At 71.6% G+C, this 17,682-nt stretch carries 18 protein-coding genes; 12 read left to right on the forward strand and 6 right to left on the reverse strand.

Features of this window, described 5'->3' with window-relative positions; all coding sequences use genetic code 11:
- The first annotated feature begins 13 nt into the window (after window positions 1–13).
- Entirely contained in the window at window positions 14–928 is a 915-nt protein-coding gene (locus EDF27_RS16280) for an HAD family hydrolase (protein WP_123653373.1), read from the forward strand.
- A gap of 67 nt (window positions 929–995) precedes the next feature.
- Here the strand turns inward: EDF27_RS16280 and EDF27_RS16285 are convergent, their stop codons facing one another.
- Together EDF27_RS16285 and EDF27_RS16290 are read right to left on the reverse strand one after the other, a co-directional pair.
- Window positions 996–1,667, reverse strand: a complete 672-nt coding sequence (locus EDF27_RS16285) for a GAP family protein (RefSeq protein WP_123653374.1) — start codon at window positions 1,665–1,667, stop codon at window positions 996–998.
- A 9-nt stretch (window positions 1,668–1,676) separates the two neighbouring features.
- The gene (locus tag EDF27_RS16290; RefSeq protein WP_132049994.1) at window positions 1,677–3,050 is read right to left on the reverse strand and encodes a DUF1254 domain-containing protein; all 1,374 of its coding nucleotides are present in this window, start codon (window positions 3,048–3,050) and stop codon (window positions 1,677–1,679) included.
- A 146-nt stretch (window positions 3,051–3,196) separates the two neighbouring features.
- Here EDF27_RS16290 and EDF27_RS16295 point away from each other — a divergent pair, with 146 nt between their 5' ends.
- The 10 genes from EDF27_RS16295 to EDF27_RS16335 are packed head-to-tail and all read left to right on the forward strand — an operon-like array spanning window position 3,197 to window position 11,060.
- Entirely contained in the window at window positions 3,197–3,613 is a 417-nt protein-coding gene (locus EDF27_RS16295; RefSeq protein WP_123703686.1) for an SHOCT domain-containing protein, read from the forward strand.
- A 4-nt stretch (window positions 3,614–3,617) separates the two neighbouring features.
- Window positions 3,618–4,058: a DUF6325 family protein gene (locus EDF27_RS16300; protein WP_132049997.1), complete on the forward strand. Its 441-nt coding sequence runs from the start codon at window positions 3,618–3,620 to the stop codon at window positions 4,056–4,058.
- A gap of 8 nt (window positions 4,059–4,066) precedes the next feature.
- The gene (locus tag EDF27_RS16305) at window positions 4,067–4,402 is read left to right on the forward strand and encodes an SHOCT domain-containing protein (RefSeq protein WP_132049999.1); all 336 of its coding nucleotides are present in this window, start codon (window positions 4,067–4,069) and stop codon (window positions 4,400–4,402) included.
- Between the two features lie 58 nt (window positions 4,403–4,460).
- Window positions 4,461–4,961, forward strand: coding sequence for a DUF1269 domain-containing protein (locus EDF27_RS16310; protein ID WP_123653379.1), 501 nt, complete (start codon window positions 4,461–4,463; stop codon window positions 4,959–4,961).
- Between the two features lie 28 nt (window positions 4,962–4,989).
- Window positions 4,990–5,484 carry a DUF1269 domain-containing protein gene (locus tag EDF27_RS16315; RefSeq protein WP_123703680.1) on the forward strand — a complete coding sequence of 165 codons (495 nt, stop codon included), beginning with the start codon at window positions 4,990–4,992 and terminating at the stop codon, window positions 5,482–5,484.
- Window positions 5,485–5,502: 18 nt separating this feature from the next.
- Entirely contained in the window at window positions 5,503–6,222 is a 720-nt protein-coding gene (locus EDF27_RS16320; RefSeq protein WP_123653381.1) for a GAP family protein, read from the forward strand.
- 23 nt (window positions 6,223–6,245) lie between these two features.
- A complete protein-coding gene (locus EDF27_RS19830; RefSeq protein WP_165931541.1) occupies window positions 6,246–7,574 on the forward strand; it encodes a hypothetical protein in 1,329 nt (442 codons plus the stop codon).
- Between the two features lie 5 nt (window positions 7,575–7,579).
- Entirely contained in the window at window positions 7,580–8,752 is a 1,173-nt protein-coding gene (locus EDF27_RS19835; RefSeq protein WP_165931542.1) for an AI-2E family transporter, read from the forward strand.
- Window positions 8,749–9,426 carry a GAP family protein gene (locus EDF27_RS16330; protein ID WP_123653382.1) on the forward strand — a complete coding sequence of 226 codons (678 nt, stop codon included), beginning with the start codon at window positions 8,749–8,751 and terminating at the stop codon, window positions 9,424–9,426. The genes EDF27_RS19835 and EDF27_RS16330 overlap by 4 nt, the downstream gene beginning before the upstream one ends.
- Entirely contained in the window at window positions 9,426–11,060 is a 1,635-nt protein-coding gene (locus EDF27_RS16335; RefSeq protein WP_123653383.1) for a SulP family inorganic anion transporter, read from the forward strand. Before EDF27_RS16330 ends, EDF27_RS16335 begins: the two co-directional genes overlap by 1 nt.
- A 6-nt stretch (window positions 11,061–11,066) precedes the next feature.
- Here the strand turns inward: EDF27_RS16335 and EDF27_RS16340 are convergent, their stop codons facing one another.
- Window positions 11,067–11,267, reverse strand: a complete 201-nt coding sequence (locus EDF27_RS16340) for a hypothetical protein (RefSeq protein ID WP_123653384.1) — start codon at window positions 11,265–11,267, stop codon at window positions 11,067–11,069.
- Window positions 11,268–11,354: 87 nt separating this feature from the next.
- Complete coding sequence (locus tag EDF27_RS16345; protein ID WP_123653385.1) at window positions 11,355–13,883, reverse strand: LuxR C-terminal-related transcriptional regulator; 2,529 nt, start codon at window positions 13,881–13,883, stop codon at window positions 11,355–11,357.
- Between the two features lie 144 nt (window positions 13,884–14,027).
- Between EDF27_RS16345 and EDF27_RS16350 the strand changes: the two genes are divergently transcribed.
- Complete coding sequence (locus tag EDF27_RS16350; protein ID WP_123653386.1) at window positions 14,028–14,957, forward strand: SUMF1/EgtB/PvdO family nonheme iron enzyme; 930 nt, start codon at window positions 14,028–14,030, stop codon at window positions 14,955–14,957.
- 6 nt (window positions 14,958–14,963) lie between these two features.
- Here the strand turns inward: EDF27_RS16350 and EDF27_RS16355 are convergent, their stop codons facing one another.
- Both EDF27_RS16355 and EDF27_RS16360 read right to left on the reverse strand, forming a co-directional pair.
- The gene (locus tag EDF27_RS16355; RefSeq protein ID WP_123703667.1) at window positions 14,964–16,595 is read right to left on the reverse strand and encodes a SulP family inorganic anion transporter; all 1,632 of its coding nucleotides are present in this window, start codon (window positions 16,593–16,595) and stop codon (window positions 14,964–14,966) included.
- A 127-nt stretch (window positions 16,596–16,722) separates the two neighbouring features.
- The gene (locus tag EDF27_RS16360) at window positions 16,723–17,547 is read right to left on the reverse strand and encodes a mechanosensitive ion channel family protein (protein ID WP_123653388.1); all 825 of its coding nucleotides are present in this window, start codon (window positions 17,545–17,547) and stop codon (window positions 16,723–16,725) included.
- Window positions 17,548–17,682 lie beyond the last annotated feature (135 nt).

Raw genomic sequence — 17,682 nt, forward strand, 5'->3', positions numbered from 1 at the left:
GGACCATCGCCCCATGACGGAACTGACATCGTGGCGCCCGGGCGCCGCACGGACGACGATCGAGGACTTCATCGCGCGGGCGACGAGCGGGCCGGACGCGCTCGACCCGGCGGACCGCATCGCGGTGTTCGACAACGACGGAACCCTGTGGACGGAGAAGCCGGTCCCGACACAGCTGCAGTGGCTCGTCGCGCAGTGGGCCGACGCCGCGCGCAACGACCCGGAACTCGCCGGGACCCAGCCGTACGCAGCAGCCCTCGCCGGGGATCTGCGGTGGATCGGGAACGCCGTGGATGCGCACGCCGCCGGGGACGACACCGACCTGCGCCTGCTGCTCGGCGCGGTCGTGCACGTGACCGCGGGCATGAGCGTCGACCGGTACGGCGAACTGGTCGCGGACTTCTACGCCACCGCCGAGCACCCGGTGCTGCGCACCCCGTACTCGGCGACCGTGTACCAGCCGATGGTCGAACTCATCGCGGTGCTCCGGAGCCACGGGTTCGCCTGTTACGTGGTGTCGGCCGGCGAGCGGGACTTCATGCGGCCGATGACCGAGGTGAACTACGACATCCCGGCGGAGCGCGTGGTCGGGTCGGCGATGGGCCTCGAATACGTGGACGGGGAAGTGCGGTACGTCGACGCGCTCGCGTTCTTCGACGACGGTCCGGAGAAACCGGTCCGGATCTGGAGCCGCATCGGTCGACGTCCGGCCGTGGCGGTGGGGAACTCGGACGGCGACCGGGAGATGCTCGAGTACACGCTGCCCGGTGCCGCCGGACTGCGTCTGCTGGTCCACCACGACGACACGACGGGCCGGGGTGACGAGCCCTACGACCGCGGCGCGGAGGCGATGCTCGCCGAGGCCGCCGACCGCGACGTGACGGTCGTGAGCGTCCGCGACGACTGGGACACCGTGTTCCCGGCCTGAGTGCCGTCCTGAGCGCCGTCCTGAGCGGAGTTCGCCGGTGCGGATCCCGGTGGGGCGGTCCCCGGCGTCAGAAGCGCCCGAGTCCGTCGCCGACGAGCACCGCGCCGACGAGGAACAGGACGACGAGCGTCACCGCCCGCGAGTTCCGGCCCGACCAGGCTCGGATCTCCTCGAGCCGTCCGCGGGCGGAGTCGCCGCCCACCACGGCGAAGACGATCGGCCCGATGACCGTTCCCGCGGTGAGCACCGCGCTCACGGCGAGGAGCGCCACGGCGGGTCCCGGCGCGACGTCCGCCGGCGCGAGGACGATCCCCACACCGGCAGCGAGCAGCAGGGCCTTCGGCCGGACCGCGAGCACCGCGCCGACGGCGAACGCGATGCCCGGTCGCACGGTGCCGAGCGCCGCGGACAGGACGGTGCTCATCCGGCTCGGCTCGGTCCGCGCGGGGCGGGAGCACAGCACGGCGCCGGCCAGGACGGCCCCGCCGCCGAGCACCAGCTCGAACACGCCGAGGGTCGGGTCCTTGCCGAGGTGGAGGTCGGGCACGAGGACCGTCGAGAACAGTGCGGTCGCGACGAGAGTGGCCACGAAGACCGTCGCCACGTACCCGAGGGCGAAGAGGATCGCGGGGCCGAGTCGTCGCGCGCCGAGCAGGAGTGTCAGGACGCCGGCGATCGGGACGGAGCTCAGCGCACCCGCGATCGCGAGTGGCAGCACCTGACCGATCGCGGCGAGCATGGGCCGACGTCAGATCCTGGTGAAGTCGCCAGGGGTCCAGCTGCGCTCGAAGTACGGCTCGAGGGGCCCGTACAGACGCAGGTACGAGAACCAGTGCTGACCGGGGATCGTCTGCACCCAGTTGGACTCCCGGCCGGCCGGCGCTTCGGGGCCGAAGTGCAGGACGACCGAGCCGTCGGACTCGACCACGAGGTCCGCGTCACGACTGCCGCGGTCCCCGCGCTGCTGGGCGTTGTCGATGAGGCACCGGCTCGCCACGTCGTAGACGGTGACGGACCAGAAGAGCGCCGCGGGGACGTCGGGCGGAACGGTCAGGGTGTACGCGGCGCCGCCGTCGAGCCACGCTCCCTCGGCGTCGACGTAGGCGCCCAGGTACGCCTGGCCCTTCCCCGGGGTGGTGCTCTTCATCGCCGAGGAGAAGCTGACGGCCTCGTAGAACCACGACGCCCGCTCGAGCAGTTCGTCGTACCAGGGACCGCGCTGGTCGGAGCGCGACAGGACGACGGCGGTGTCCCACCGGCGATCCGGCCAGTACCGCGCGCCCGGGAAGCGCTTCGCGAACGTGTTGGCCTGCGCCATCCGTTCGCCGTCGGACGTCGCGCGCTCGAGGACGGCGCGGAGCCGGTCGTCGGGCGCGAAGGGCTCGCCCGGTGAGATCCCCAGCTGCCGCATCATCGCGAGGAAGAACCGGTCGCGTTCGTCGACCACCTCGGACTGGTAGACGGCGTGCAGCGACTCCCAGTACCCCAGTCCGCGCGGTTGGTCTCCGGACCACGGACGTCCTGCGGGCGAGACGAGTCTCGTGACCGGCGGGTCGTCGTGCTGGGACAGCGGGTGGACGCGCACCGCACCGGCCAACGCGGCGCCTCGGGCTGGGTCGGGATCGAGGGTGCGGAACCCGAACATGATGTTGACCCCGGTCGAGTGCACGACGTTCCAGGAGTCGTCGTGTGGCGGGACGCCCTGGCCGGGTCCGACGACGAGGGTCGTGCCACCGTGACCGGCGTCCGGGCCCATCTCGCCGAGGACAGCCACCTCGCGTTGCCAGAAGTCGGAGATCCCGCCGGCGGTCGGCCCGGGTGGCAGTTCGATCACGAGCGGACCGGTCGCCGACAGGTCGAAGAAGTTCAGGATGTACGGGGTGGTCGCGTTCGCGGTGATGATCCCGAGCCGGTCGCGGTACGAGACGTAGTGCACCAGATCGTGGTCCGATGCCCCGAAGACGTCTCGGTGCACCGCACTCCAGTGCGCGTACGACACGATCGGCAACGCCCAGAGGTAGGTGAGGCACGCAAGCTGGTGGTCGAGGTCGTCGAAGAGGCCGGGGATCGCTGCCATCGGCGGCAGGTCCGGTGTGCTGACCGTCGTCTCGTGATCGCTCATGGCGCCACTGTCGCGCTGCCGGTACGGGGCCGCATCACCCGGGCCGGGTGAGTGCCCGGCACGCCTGGAATCACCCGCTTGGGGTGGTCCTCCGGGTGTCCGGTCCCGGATAGACCTGGGCCCATCAACTCAGGGAGGGATCCGTCATGGACTTCTGGACCACATTCTGGGCGATCGTCTGGTACGCGTTCCTCGCGTTCACGTTCGTCGCCGCGCTGATGGCGCTGTTCTCCGTCATCGCCGACCTCTTCAGGGACCGCGAGCTCAACGGGTGGTGGAAGGCCGTCTGGGTCCTCTTCCTCGTCTTCGTACCGTTCCTCACGGTGTTCGTCTACCTGATCGCGCGTGGTCGCGGCATGGCGGAACGGAGTGCCGCGGCGACGCAGCGCAACCAGGAAGCCGCAGAGGGCTACATCCGTCGTGTCGCCGGCAGCTCGCCGTCGGACGAGATCGCGAAGGCCCAGGCACTGCTCGACGCCGGCACCATCACGCCGGCCGAGTTCGACGCGATCAAGGCGCACGCACTCGGTGCCGCGCGTCCGTCGGCACACGCGGCGGCGTGACACCGTGACCACCACCTTCGCGTACGGACCGGCCGAGGTCTTCGTCGCCGCGTACCGCGGTGACCTGCCGGACACCGCGGTGCTCGGTGCACTGACCGACCTCATCGCATCGGACACCGTGCGACTGCTCGACCTCCTCCTCATCACGAAGGCGGAGGACGGGTCCGTCCGGGTCCGTGAGATCGACGACGTCACACCGGTCGCGATCCCGGGCTCCTCGGGGCCGGTCGAGCTCGAGGCCCGCGGGCTCGCCGCGAACGACGACATCGACGAGGTCGCGGAATCGCTGGAGCCCGGCACGTCGGCGGCCATCGTCGTCATCGAACAGCTCTGGGCGAAGGCCCTCGCCGAGCGGTTCACCGACAGCGGGAGCCACCTGCTGTGGAGCACACGCGTTCCGGCACCAGCACTCAACGAGCTCGCCGCAGCGGCGCACATCGGCTAGGAGACCCCATGTTGTACCGACGATTCGGCAGACCAGGACTCCTCGGGCTCGCCGCCCGGACCGCGGTCGTCGCGGGGACCGCGTCCGCGGTCGGCGGCGCGATGCGGAACCGCCAGCAGCGGGCCGCGGACGAACGCGCCTCGGCCGACGCGTGGGACGCCGAGCAGACCGTGCCGATGGCGCCACCGGCTCCCGCGCAGGCCCCACCGGCCCCACCGGTCGCGCCGGCGCCCGCCGCGCCGGACCTGATGACCGAACTGGAACGACTCGGCCAGCTCAAGCAGCAGGGGCTGCTCAGCGACGACGAGTTCGCCGCCGCGAAGCAGCGACTGATCAGCGGCTGACGACCCCTCGAGACCAGACACCAGACACCAGACACCAGACACCACAGGAGGACATCCCATGGCAACGACGACCACCGCAAGCGACTCGACAGTCGGCGTCTTCGCGTCGAGCGACGAAGCGCTCGGCGCCGCGAAGGCCCTCAAGGACGCCGGGTACGGCGACGACGTCGTCTCCATCGTCGGGAAGGGCGTGAAGGACGACAAGAAGGTGCACGGCTGGATCCCGGTCGGAAACGAAGCAGGGACCTTCGGCGGCTGGGGCGCCCTCTGGGGAGCGTTGACCGGGTGGCTCCTCCTCGGGTTCGTCTGGTTGCCCGGCATCGGCTGGGTCGCCGCCGCCGGGTGGCTCGCGAGCACGCTCGTCGGCGCCGGCATCGGCGCAGGACTCGGCGCGCTCATCGGCCTGGCAGTCCCCGAGGAGGAGATCCCGCAGTACGAGGACGACCTCAAGGCCGACCGCTACCTCGTGGTCGTCCACGGCGACGCCGCGACCGTGGACGAAGCACACCGCATCATCGACGCCGCCGGTCCGGTGCGCGTCAACCGCTACACCAAGTGATGACCGCCAACAACCGAAGGAAACGACCATGGCAGACCTCATCGTGATCTCGTTCGAGGACGACAAGAACGCCGTCGCCGCGTACGAGGAAGTGCAACAGCTCCAGAGCGACCTCGTCGTCGAACTCGCGGGCCTCGCGCTCGTCCACGTCGACGACAAGGGCAAGACGCACGTGGAGACCCCGGGACCGGCGGGCAACGTCGGCGCCGGAGCCGCCGGCGGTGCCCTGTTCGGCACCCTCCTCGGGCTCCTATTCTTCGTGCCGTTCTTCGGACTGGTCATCGGCGGCGCGCTCGGCGCGCTGTTCGCCGGCCTCGACAAGACCGGCCTGAACGCGGAGTTCCGCGACCGTGTGAAGTCCGCCGTCGCAGACGGACGATCGGCAGTCGTGATCTACGCGACGAAGATCACCGAGGACAAGTTCGGCGAGGCGCTGTCGCGCTTCAACGGGACCATCGTGCAGACCTCGCTCTCCGCCACGGACGAGCACGAGCTCGCGCACGACATGACCGGCGCTCGCTGAGCCAGGGAGGGCCGGACCATGGGTGCGCTCATCCTCGGACTCATCGCACCGGCCCTCGGGATCCTGCTCAGCCCGCTCGCGATCATGGCGCTCGTCGCCGAGCTGCTGTCACGGCGGTACCGGGCGAACGGGATCGCCTTCGCCACCGGCTGGCTGCTCGCGACGGTCGTCGTCACCGGGGTCGCCGTGGCGGTCTTCACCGCGATCGACTTCCACCCCCGCACCGACGCTCCGCTCTGGGCGGGCGTGGTCCGCCTGGTCATCGCGGTCGTCCTGATCCTCACCGCCGTCTGGGTCTTCCGTCGCGGCGGGAAGGACCTGCAGAAGATGTCGGAGGCGTCCACGCCCGAACAGGTGGCGGCCGCGACCCCGCAGTTGCCCGGGTGGCTGCAGAAGGTCAGCGAGTTCTCGCCGGGACGTTCCCTGGCGCTCGGCTTCGGGATCTTCGCGGTGAACCCCGTCGATGCGTCGTGCGCGATCATCGCCGGCATCGACGTCGCCGGCGCTCCGGTCACCTTCGGCGCTGGCGCCGCGGTGGCCGTCGGGTTCGTCGTCGTCGCGGTCGTCCCGATCGTCGTCCCGGTCTGCTTCGTCCTCGCCCGCGGCGACGCGGCTGCACCACTGCTCGAAGGACTGCGGACCTGGATCGCGGGGCACACGAACGTGCTGAACGCCGCGCTCATCCTCGTCATCGGTGCCCTGCAGCTGCAGAAGGCCGTCTCTGCCCTGATCTCCTGACAGTGCCCCGAGAGGAACGCAGCATGACCACCATCGAGGACGAACTCGCCGCACTCCGAGCCGAGAACGCGACGCTCCGCGACCGGCTCGGGCAGCAGGAGACCCCTCGTCGACGCGGATGGGGATGGGCGATCCCGTCCGCCGCCCTGATCATCATCGGTGCGGTGCTCGCCCCGGTCGCGGTGATCACGACGTGGGCACAGCGGGAGGTGACCTCGACGGACGCGTTCGTCGCCACGTTCGGCCCGCTCGCGCGGGACCGTGCGGTGCAGACCTTCATCGCGAGCAGGACCGTCGACGTCATCGACGAGCGGCTCGACGTCGCCGGCCTCACCGGGACGGTCTTCGACGGGATCGCGCAGCTCGACCTCCCCCCGCGCGCCAAGAGCGCGTTGACGGCGCTCGAGGGACCGGCGACCGCCGGCATCCAGGACCTCATCAGCAGCACCGTCGACCGGTTCGTCGCCTCCGACCAGTTCGCGACGATGTGGAACGGGCTCCTCCGGACCGGGCACACCCAGTTGGTCGCGTCGCTCAGCGGCGATCGCAAGGCGGCGGTCGCGATCGGCGAGGACGGATCGATCGGCGTCCAGCTCGGCCCGGTGGTCGCCGAGGTGAAACAGCGCCTCGTCGACCGCGGGCTGACGTTCGCCGCCCGGATCCCGGCCGTCGACCGCACGATCGTCATCGCGACGTCCGACGCCGCGGTTCGCGCCCAGACGGCCTACACCCTCGTCCAGGTCACCGCGGCGTGGCTCCCGTGGCTCGTCGTCGCGTGCATCGGGATCGGCGTGGTGATGGCCAGGCGACGCGCCAGGGCCCTGACGCTCGGGGCGGTCGGCGTCGCCCTCGCGATGCTCGCCACGCTCGCGGCCCTCGGCGTGGGACGGGTCCTGGCCGTCCGGGCGTTGGCACCGGACCTGATGCCGCGGAACGCGGCCAGGGCGATCTACGACAGCGTTTCCGCGTTCGCACTGAGTGCTGCGGTCGCGGGCACGGTCCTCGCCCTGGCGGTCGCGGTGGTCGCGTGGTTCGGCGGGTCGACGGTCTCCGCGCAGTGGCTGCGACGCGGGTTCGGGAGCGGGGCGACGACGCTCCGCGCCTGGGCCGAGTCCCACGGGGTCAGCACCGGGCGGGTCGGCGTGGAGCTGTACCGCGCGCGGGTGCTCCTCCGCACGCTCGTCGCGCTCGGGGCGGCGGCGATCATCCTGCTCCACCGGCCGCTCCAGCCGGCCCTCATCGTGTGGACCCTGGTCGGTGCCCTCGTGGTGGTCGCCGTCCTCGAGCTGGTCGCCCGACCGCCGGAGGTCGGGGCCGGCACCGTGTCCACCGTCGGAACCGAAGGGAGCTGAGCGCCGTGCCGTTCTGGAAGCACCGATCCCGTCCCGCGGGACCCCCGGCGAGCACGAGCGACGACACCACGGAGCGCGCGCCGGGGGCGGGTCGGGGTCTCCGCATCATGGTCGGCCTCGCGGCGGCGGTCGTCATCGCCGTCGGCACCGCCCGGTTCGCGGGGATCATCAGCCCGACCGTGCTGGCCCTCGTCGTGACGATCTGCGTCCAGCCAGCCCGCGTCTTCCTCGAACGACTCGGGCTCGCGCGGAGCCTCGCGTCGGCGGTCGTCATCGTCGTGATCCTGGTCCTGCTCGTCGGGTTCTCCCTGGCACTCGTGGTCTCCGTCGCCCAGTTCGCGACGCTGTTCCCGAAGTACGCGGACCAGATCCACGCCTTCGAGGAGCAGCTCGGGCACTGGCTGACCTCGCTCGGCGTCGGACAGCAGCAGGTGCAGACGCTCCTGGCCGGGTTCGACCCAGGCAAGGTCGTCGGTGCGGTGTCGGGCCTGGTCGGCAGCGTCTTCGGGCTGGGGGTCAGCCTGGTCGTCGTCCTCGCGCTCATCGTCTTCATGACGCTCGACGCCGGGTGGGGACGACTCATCGCCGATCGGCTGCGCCCCGCCCGTCCCCGTCTCGTCGAGGCGCTGGCCGGCTTCACGGTGAGCGTGCGGCGGTACATGGTCGTGACAGCCGTGCTCGGCGCGGCGGTCGCCGCCCTCGACGCGCTGGCCCTGGTGCTCCTCGGGGTCCCGGGAGCAGCGCTGTGGGGACTCCTCGCCTTCATCACGGGGTTCATCCCGAACATCGGGTACTGGATCGGGATCATCCCCCCGGTGATCCTCGCGTTGCTCGCCAACGGGTGGCAGAACGCGATCGTGGTGATCGTCGTCTACGCGGTGATCAACGGCGTGATCCAGTCCGGGCTGCAGCCGCACATCGTGGGGTCAGCCGTCTCCCTCAACCAGACGATCGCGTTCCTCTCGGTCGTGTTCTGGTCGGCAGTCCTCGGGCCGATGGGTGCGATCCTCGCGATCCCGCTGACCCTGCTGGTCCGTGCGGTCCTCGTCGACGCCAACCCGGACGCGCGGTGGATCCGCCCCGCGCTCGGGGACGTCACGGGACTCGGCCCGCCCTCGCGGCGTGCGGCCAGACGAGCGACGGGCAACGCCCGCACGACGACGAAGGGCACACCGTGAACACCGCATCCCTCATCGGCGGACTCCTGCCCCAGGCGGTCACGATCGCCATCAGTCCGCTCCCGATCATCGCCGCGATCCTGATGCTCCTCTCGCCCCGCGCGAGGACGGTGGCCACGGCGTTCATGGTCGGCTGGGTGGCCGGCATCGCGATCGCGGTCATCGTCGTCACGCTGCTGTCCTCGTCGATCCCCGCCGCGGACCCGGACGCGTCGAAGCCGGTGGCGGGGATCGTGGAGCTGGTGCTGGGCGTCCTGCTGGTGCTCCTCGCGGTCCACCAGTGGCGGGGCCGACCGGCGCCGGGAACCACCGCGTCGCCGCCGAAGTGGATGGCGGCGATCGACTCGATGACCCCGGGCCGGGCCGCGGGGCTCGCGTTCCTGCTCGCCGCGGTGAACCCGAAGAACCTGATGATGGCGGTCGCCGCCGGCGTCTCGGTCGGGACCAGCGGCGCCGACGCGGCCCCGACCGTCTGGGCGCTCGTCGTCTTCATCGTGATCGCGTCGCTGAGCATCGCGGTGCCGGTCGTCGTGTTCCTGGTCGCCGGTGACCGGGTCGCCGGTGCCCTCGGCACCCTCCGGGACTGGCTCACCGCGAACAACGCGACGATCATGGCCGTCCTGCTCCTGGTGATCGGCGTGACGACCATCGGCAAGGGGATCGGGGCCTTCTGATGCGCATCCTCCCGGGACTCGACCGGCACTCGTGGCGCACCGAGGCCCTCGCCGGCATCACGCTCGCGGCGATCGCCATCCCGCTCAACATCGGGTACGCGCAGATCGCGGGCCTGCCGCCCACCGCCGGGCTCTACTCCCTCATCGTGCCGGGGGTGCTCTTCGCGTTGCTGGCATCGAGTCGGCAGCTCGTCGCCTCGCCGGACGCGGCCGCCGCGGCGCTCGTCGGGTCCTCGCTCGCGGGACTCGCGACCGCCGGCAGCGCGTCCTACGTGCAGCTCGCGCTGGCGCAGGCGCTCGTCGGGGCGGTCGTGTTCGCCCTCTGCGCGGTGCTGAAGCTCGGGTTCCTCGCGAACTTCCTGTCCGCGCCGATCCTGGTGGGGTTCGTCGGCGGCCTGGCGCTCGACATCCTGCTGAGCCAGGTGGCGAAGATGCTCGGCGTCAAGGTCGACAGCGGCGACGAGTTCATCCCACGGCTCGGTGAGCTGTTCGCCGGGCTCGGGACCGTGAACGTGTGGTCCGTGTGCCTCGCCGCCGGGTCCGTGGTGATCCTCATCGTGGGCCGACGTTTCCGCGCGGTGCCCTGGGCGCTCGTCGTGCTCGTCGTGACGACCCTCGTCCTGGTCGTGTTCCGCCTCGACGACGCCGGCGTGTCGGTGCTCGGGAACGTCCCGGCCGGACCGCCGACGTTCACGTGGCCACAGATCTCCTGGCACCAGTGGGTCCAGGTGCTCCCCAGCGCCGTCGCACTGACACTGGTCGCGATGGCCGAGGGGCTGCTCGTGGCCCGCCGCTACGCGGAGAAGCACGACCTCCCGGACGACGCGAACCGCGACCTCTTCGCGTTCGCGGCCGCCAACCTCGGTTCCGGGCTGACCGGCGGGTTCACGGTCGGGTCGTCGGCGTCCCGGACGGCGGCGATGGACCAGACCGGCTCACGCACACAGCTCCCGGCCCTCGTGGCGGCGGTGCTCACCCTCCTCGTGGTCTGCTTCGGGACCGCGCTGCTGCAGGACATCCCGTCGCCGGCCATCGGCGCGATCGTGGCGGTGGCCGTCGTCCCGCTGCTCGGCATCCGGGACTTCGCGCGCCTCTGGCGCCTCCGCCGGTTCGAGTTCGCGATCGCCGCGGTCTGCTTCCTCGGCGCGCTGCTCCTCGGGCCGATCATCGGCGTCGTGATCGCGTTCGTGCTCTCGTTGATCAACGTGATCCGGTCCGCCGCCAACCCACCGGTGGACGTCCTCGTGCCGGACGGGGAACCGGTCGACGTCTTCCGCGCGGCACGGGACGGGAGCGTCACGTCGGCACCGGGGGTCATCGTCCTCCGCTTCGCCGGACCGTTGTTCTTCGGCAACGCGCAGCTGTTCGCGAGCGCCGTGCGGTCGAGCGTGACGGCGGGGACGGCGGCGGGAGCGCACGCGATCGTGCTCGACTGTGGTGCCGTGACGGCGATCGACACCACGGCGGCCGACGTCGCCGCCGAGGCCTTCGCGTGGGCGCGCGAGAACGGCGTCGAGGTGGCGTTCAGTCGCGCGCGAGCGTCGACCAAGGCGGAGCTCGAACACTTCGACCTGGTGGGGGAGAGCCGGTTCTTCACGAGCAACCGCGCAGCGGTCGCCGCCCTCGGTCGCTGACGTCCCTCAGCGGAGTTGCCGGAGCTCGGCGATGTCGAGCCCGAGGTCGGCGAGCCGCGCCAGGAGCCCGTGCAACTGGGTCTGGTCGTCGAGGTCGCCGACCAGCAGTGTCTCGGCCGGACCGATCGGCAACAGCTCGAACTCCGGGAACGCCGCCGTCAGGGTCTCCGACAGCGTGTACGGCAGGCGGACCTCGTAGCGGCTCATCGTCACCCTCCAGCTCGTCGTGAGGCCACGATCATCCCGCCGGAGCGGGACTGCCCGGTTCCCCTGAACCGGGTGAGGTCCGGCGGATCAGAGCAGCCCGCGTCGACGCGCGGCGCTCACCGCCTCGGTGCGGCCGGTGGCCGAGAGCTTCCCGTAGATGCTCCGGAGGTGCGTCTTGATGGTGTTCACGCTGAGGTGGTGCTTCGCGGCGATCTCGGCGACCGTCTGGTGGGCGGGGAGCTCGAGCAGGAGCTCCTGCTCCTTCGGTGTGAGCGGGACCGTCGCGTCCGGGTGCTCCTGGCCGACGCCGATGCGTTCGTGCTCGGCGAGTGCGAGGACGTGGTCCGCGTACGGCTCGAGTGCGCCGTAGGAACCACGGTGGCGGAACACGAGCTGTGCGCCGGCGCCGCGACAGGCGAGGAACTCACGCGCGTAGCCGAACTCCTCGCTGACGTCGAGCGCACGCCGCACCCGCTCGGCGGACTCCGCGACGCGGCCGTGGACGCACGCGTGCGATGCGAGCGCCAGGTGTGCGTTGACGATGCTGCTCCCGGACCACGCCGCGTCGTCGCCGTCGAGCGTATCCACCACAGCGTGCTCGACGACGTGGTCGTTCCGGGTGCCGGCGAGGAGTCGGAGGGTGTTCAGCTCGAGGGAGTCGGGGCCGAGGACGTCGGCGAGCACGCGGCGGATCTCCGTCGCGGCCGGCGCACCGTGCAGCGCGGCGGACCAGCTCTGCATGCGCACGGCGACAGCGGCGACGATCCGCGGGTGGTTCCGCCCGTCGAACCGCACGAGCTGCACCAGTCGGGCGAGCGCGTCACGTGGTGCCGGCGACGCGTCGAGCGTCGCCACGAGCAGCAGCGCCCGGATGTGGAAGAGGAGGCCGAGCTCACTGCCGACGGGATCGGCCGCGTCGATGCGGTGGAGCGCCGTGAAGGACACCGGTTCACAGCGTGCGTAGGCGCGGGACGTGGAGACGAGCAGCGCTCGCGCGGTCGCACGGTTGTAGGGCGGCGTCGTGTCGAACGGGACCTGGTCCACCTGCGCTTCGTACGCACTCGCGGTGCGCCAGTCACCGGACCGGACGGCGAGGGTCGCGGCGGTGTCGGCCGCCACCAGGAACACCCACGAGTACCCCGCTCGGGAGGCTGCACCCTGGATCGAGCGCAGGAGCTGCTCGGCGTCCGCGCGGCGCCTCATGACGACGAGGCACCACGCGACCGCCGACCGGAGGAGCAGTGCGACGTCGAGCGACTCCACCGGCGTGCTGCGCATGAAGTCGCCCAGCTCGCGCAGGCGGACCGTCGCCGCGTCGGGATCCTCGATCAGGAAGGAGCCCAGCGCGATGACCACGGGCCGCCAGTGGTCGGCGACCTCCGGCTCCGCGGACGCGAGGAGGGCCGCCGCCTGCGCGAGGCGTTCCTCGGCGCCGATGCGGTCCGGGAAGGTGGGCACGTCCATGCCCACGCGGAGCGTGAGCGTCGCCAGCGTGTCCTGACTCGGCGGGAGTGCCCGGAGCGCGGTGCTCACGATCGCGGTCCTGCCCTGCATGAGGAGGGTTCCGCCGGAGTGTTCGATCTGCGTGCGGAGTGCGTCCTGGTCGCGGGCGAGGAGCGCCTGTTCCAGGGCCGTGACGTGGTCGCCGTGCGCTTCGTACCACCCGGCGGCGGCGACGTGGTTCCGGACCGCGCCGCACTCCTCCCGCCGACGGAACTCGGCGCGCATGTACCCGGCGAGGATCGGGTGGAACCGGAACCCGTCGTGGTCGGGACTCGCGCTGACGAGCACGTTCCGGGCGCTCAGTCGGTGCAGGACCGCACCGACGTCCGCGCGGCCGGTCAGCGTGACGGCGAGGGCGAGGGGGACGTCCGTGCCGACCGCCGCCCGCATCAGGACCTCACGGTCGTCCTCGTCGAGGGCGTCCAGCACCCGCACGACCAGGTAGTCGGCGACCTGGTGCTGGTCGCCACCGAACCGGGCGACCGCGGCGGCCGGATCGCGCTGCTCGAGGAGGTACGGCATCGCGAGCGCCAGGCCGGCCGCCCATCCGGCGGTCCGTGCCGTGAGGGTCTCGGCGTCCTGGATCGGCAGCACCAGGCCGAACCGGAGGGCGAGCGCGAGTGTGTCCTCGACGTCGAACGCGAGGTCCCTGGTCGGAACGACGGACCGTCCGCCCGCGGCGTCGGTCACGGCCGCGAACCCGCTCGGCTCGTACCGGCCGGCGATGACGAAGCGGACCCCTGGGCCGCTCCGGGTGATCAGCCGGATCAGCGGCGGCACGCCGAGGCCGCCGAGCAGCCGGTCGACGTCGTCGACGAACAACCAGTCCTCGGCGATCGGTTCGTCGGCGAGGAGGTCCGTCGCGCCGAGCCAGCGCACGGTGTCGCCGTCGGAGCGCACCCGGTCGGCCCAGTTCGTGAGCGCGGTCGTCTTGCCGGCACCGGCCGGAGCCCACATCGTGAGCAGTCTGCGGTCCGATCGCCGGAAACGGTCGAGTTGGTCGAGCAGCCGCGGGCGTTCGAGCGGGCGACCTCCGGCGTGCTGCGCCGATGAGCCACCGTTCGGTGTGTCGTTCGCCCGGGCGGTGCTCCTGGTCTCGTTGAAGGCGTACATGTCGAGCCTTTCCCTGAAAAGGCGTGATGTGCTGCTCACGATAGGGGCAGGACGGAGGTTCTGCGAGGAAAACTTGGTGTCAGGCGGGAACAATCACCCCATCCGGGTGACCCCGCCGCCGCCCGGTCGTCGGAGAGTCTGACCATGGAGACTCGTGTCGAGGTCGTCGACGTCGCGGGCGGAGCATTCCTGATGGGATCGGACCGTTTCTACCCGGACGAGGGCCCGGTCCACGAGCGGACGGTCCCGGACTTCCGCCTCGGTTCCCAGCCGGTCACGAACGCGGAGTTCGCGGCGTTCGTCGGCGCGACGGGGTGGATCACGGAAGCGGAACGCCCGCTGTCGCCGGAGGCGTTCCCCGACCTCGCGGCGGATGAACGACTGGCGGGGTCCCTGGTCTTCACACCGACGGCCGGACCGGTCGATCTCCGCGACTGGCGGGCCTGGTGGAGGTGGCAGGCCGGCGCCGACTGGCGGCACCCGCGCGGCCCGGAGTCCTCCGTCGGCGGCCTCGACGACCACCCGGTCGTCCAGGTGTCCCACGCCGACGCCGCGGCGTACGCCGCCTGGGTCGGCGGTCGGCTGCCGACCGAGGCGGAGTGGGAGTACGCCGCCAAGGCCGGTGGTGAACCGGACTGGCCCTTCGCCTGGGGGACCGACGCCCACCCCGGGGGCGCGACCATGGCGAACACCTGGCAGGGTGCGTTCCCGTACCGGAACACCGGCGCTGCCGGGTGGGTGGGGACCTCGCCGGTCGGCTCGTTCCCGCCCAACCCGCTCGGGATCGTCGACATGATCGGCAACGTCTGGGAGTGGACCGACACCCCGTACACCGCCCGGCACGAGCCGGGCACCGCGACCGGCGGGGAGCACTGCGGATGCGGTCCGGCCGACGCGCACCACGGCATGACTGCCGACGGCTCGGCTGCGGAACCCGCGATGCGGGTGCTCAAGGGCGGCTCGCACCTGTGCGCCCCCGAGTACTGCCTGCGCTACCGTCCTGCTGCACGTTCACCCCAGAGCGACGACTCCGCGGCGACGCACATCGGGTTCCGGGTGGCCTGGGACGCCTGACCGCCGTCAGGACACATCGCGGCGTGCACCCTGCGCTGCTTCCACGCTCGGGAAGACGCGGTGCTGTCCGACGAGCCCACGGAACCAGTTGCTCCGCGACGCCGTGTCCGCCGCAGGTCCGTCGAGTCCGACGAGGATCAGTGTGACGCCCCGCTGCTCGAGCTCCTGGTCCAGGTCCCTGAGCGCATCGAGGATCGTCACGGTCGCTGCGCGCATGCGGCTGAGGTCGAGCACGAGCGCGTCGACGCCGGCGGAGGACTCGGCGACCTCGATGGCAGCGTTCTCGTACCCGAGCACGTTCGCGGTGTAGACGTCTCCGTCGACTCGCGCACTCACTGAGCGACCGACGACCGCTCCCGGGACGAGGCGGACGCGCTGGAGCTCACGCAGGATCAGGACGTACGTCCCGAGGACCCCGACGAGCACCGCCCCGAGGAGTCCCGCGGTGAGACCAACAACCGCAGTGAGCACCGCGAGCCAGAAGTCCCGGCGACTGATCCGCGCCATCCGGCGCAGCTCGGCGATGTCGATGAGCCCGACGACCGCGGTGACGACCAGGGCTGCGAGCGTCGCGGTCGGCATCAGCGCGAGGACCGGCCCGAGGACGAGCGCGACGAGGACCGCGAGCGCCGCCGTGACCAGGGTCGACAGCTGTGAGCGCGCACCGGCACGCTGGTTGACGGCGCTCTGGGAGAACCCGCCGGCAGCGGGCAGCGACTGGGTCACGGAGCCGGCGAGGTTCGCGACCGCGGTCGCGAGCAGCTCCCGGTCGCTGTCGATCTGCGGCTCGCTCCGAGCCCGGATGCCCCGCGCGACGGCGGCCGACTCGAGGAAGGCCATCGTCGCGATCCCGAGCGCACCGGGGAGGAGGCCGGGAACGAGTGTCAGGTCCGGCACCGCCGGCATCGGGAGCCCGTTCGGGACCGCCGGGATCACCTCCACACCGACGTCGGTCAGGTGCAGGGCTGCTGACGCGATGATGCCCCCTGCGACGACGACGAGCGGAGCGGGAAAGTGCGGAGCGAACCGCCGGAGGAGCAACAGGACCGCGATCGACAGGACGGAGAGCACGACGGTCGGGCCGTTCGCACGCGGGACCGCCTCGACGACCGCGACCAGCGAGCGGATGAACCCCCGGCCGGTCGGGTCGTCCGTGAGTCCGAGGAGCTTCGGCAGCTGACCGACGGCCACCGTGGCGCCGACACCGATCTGCACGCCGGCGAGGGTCGCCTTGTTGATGTTCTCGACGAGGGAGCCGAGCGAGAGCAACCGGGCGAGGACCAGCACGACACCCACGATGAGTGTCAGTGTCGCGAGTGCGCGGGGTGCATCGTCGGCGTTCGCCGCGACGTCGGCGGCGACGAACGTGGTGGCGGTCAGCGTCGCGATGGTCGACGTGGTCGACACGCTCATCGCGCGCGATCCACCGAGGAGCGCGTAGACGACCATCGGCGCCATGCACGTGTAGAGCCCGACCTGCACCGGCAGGTCGGCGATGGTCGCGTACGCCATCGCCTGCGGGACGACGACCGCACCCGCGCTCAGGCCGGCGACGACGTCTCGGCCGAGCCAGGCGCGGTCGTAGCCACGCAGGGTGGGAGCGAACCACGCGCTGCGGACCGCTGTCCGCGTCGTCACCGCGTCGTCGCGGACTGCTTCGCCATGGGGTGCTCCTCGTGGTCGGTCTGCACGATGAGGCTCGCCGCCGTCGCCACCGTCGAGCACCCCCGAAACGGGTGAGATCGTCCGCCGTCGGGGCCGGGCTTCAGTCGATCGCGTCGACGAGGGCGGTCAGGAACCGCGGCGGGTCCGAGGAGACGGAGCAGGTGAACCCGGCGGCGCCGAGCGACGCAGCGACCGCCCGGACCACCGAGGACCGCGAGACCTCCCGGTCCTCGTACGAGGACCAGAAGCGGATGCTGATGTCCGCCCACGCCGGGGTGAGCGTGTGCAGGAAGATCTCCGGGTCCGTCGCGCCCCGGTGCTCGACGGAGGCGACGGCGGCGAGGACCGCGGGGCAGACCGCGTCGAGGTCCGGGCTGCCGTGGATGCGCGCGCGGACCTCGCTCCGGACGGCGCCCGTCTCGCTGGCGTTCCAGAGCGGGTGCTCGAGCAGCATCGTGTTCGGGATCCGGATCGTCTTGCCGTCGGACGTGCGCAGCAGCACGGCACGCCCGGTCAGCTCGATGATGCGGCCCTCGACCCCCTCGAGCTCGATCGAGTCCCCGATGTGCACGGGGCGGCGGGCCTGGATGACGAGTCCGGCACCGAAGTTCGCGGCGATGCCCCGGAGCGCCAGGAACGCGACGGCGGAGATGATGATCACGGCGGCGAGCACCGGTTGCAGGGGCGCACCGAGGACGGTGAGCACGATGCCGATCGTCAGCAGCATGATCCCGTACCGCGCCAACCGCGCGGCGAGGTTCGTGGAGCTCGGGCCGAGGCCACTCCACTTCGACAGCGCCGCCGCGACGCCCCGCCGCGCCCACCCGGACGCGAACCACCCCGCGACGAGCACCACGGCGGCCAGGATCACGTCCCAGACACCGAAGGACGAGTCCTTGAGCAGCCCGCTCACGAGATCCTGCATCGCGCCTCCCGGGTCCGTGGGACGGCAGGATACGGCTCGCCCGGGTGCGCCGGTTCCCCCGGAGCGGGTGAGAACATCGGCTGGGACTCGGTGGCGGGGTGGGGCGTCATCGGGCAGGATGTGGAGCAGCACCGG

Source organism: Curtobacterium sp. PhB136 (assembly GCF_004346855.1).
Taxonomy (GTDB): domain Bacteria; phylum Actinomycetota; class Actinomycetes; order Actinomycetales; family Microbacteriaceae; genus Curtobacterium.

Coding starts and splice junctions, on each gene's coding strand:
- EDF27_RS16280 (WP_123653373.1), top strand. CDS start 14: ATGACGGAACTGACATCGTGGCGCCCGGGCGCCGCACGGACGACGATC.
- EDF27_RS16285 (WP_123653374.1), bottom strand. CDS start 1,667: ATGCTCGCCGCGATCGGTCAGGTGCTGCCACTCGCGATCGCGGGTGCG.
- EDF27_RS16290 (WP_132049994.1), bottom strand. CDS start 3,050: ATGAGCGATCACGAGACGACGGTCAGCACACCGGACCTGCCGCCGATG.
- EDF27_RS16295 (WP_123703686.1), top strand. CDS start 3,197: ATGGACTTCTGGACCACATTCTGGGCGATCGTCTGGTACGCGTTCCTC.
- EDF27_RS16305 (WP_132049999.1), top strand. CDS start 4,067: ATGTTGTACCGACGATTCGGCAGACCAGGACTCCTCGGGCTCGCCGCC.
- EDF27_RS16310 (WP_123653379.1), top strand. CDS start 4,461: ATGGCAACGACGACCACCGCAAGCGACTCGACAGTCGGCGTCTTCGCG.
- EDF27_RS16315 (WP_123703680.1), top strand. CDS start 4,990: ATGGCAGACCTCATCGTGATCTCGTTCGAGGACGACAAGAACGCCGTC.
- EDF27_RS16320 (WP_123653381.1), top strand. CDS start 5,503: ATGGGTGCGCTCATCCTCGGACTCATCGCACCGGCCCTCGGGATCCTG.
- EDF27_RS19830 (WP_165931541.1), top strand. CDS start 6,246: ATGACCACCATCGAGGACGAACTCGCCGCACTCCGAGCCGAGAACGCG.
- EDF27_RS16335 (WP_123653383.1), top strand. CDS start 9,426: ATGCGCATCCTCCCGGGACTCGACCGGCACTCGTGGCGCACCGAGGCC.
- EDF27_RS16340 (WP_123653384.1), bottom strand. CDS start 11,267: ATGAGCCGCTACGAGGTCCGCCTGCCGTACACGCTGTCGGAGACCCTG.
- EDF27_RS16345 (WP_123653385.1), bottom strand. CDS start 13,883: ATGTACGCCTTCAACGAGACCAGGAGCACCGCCCGGGCGAACGACACA.
- EDF27_RS16350 (WP_123653386.1), top strand. CDS start 14,028: ATGGAGACTCGTGTCGAGGTCGTCGACGTCGCGGGCGGAGCATTCCTG.
- EDF27_RS16360 (WP_123653388.1), bottom strand. CDS start 17,547: ATGCAGGATCTCGTGAGCGGGCTGCTCAAGGACTCGTCCTTCGGTGTC.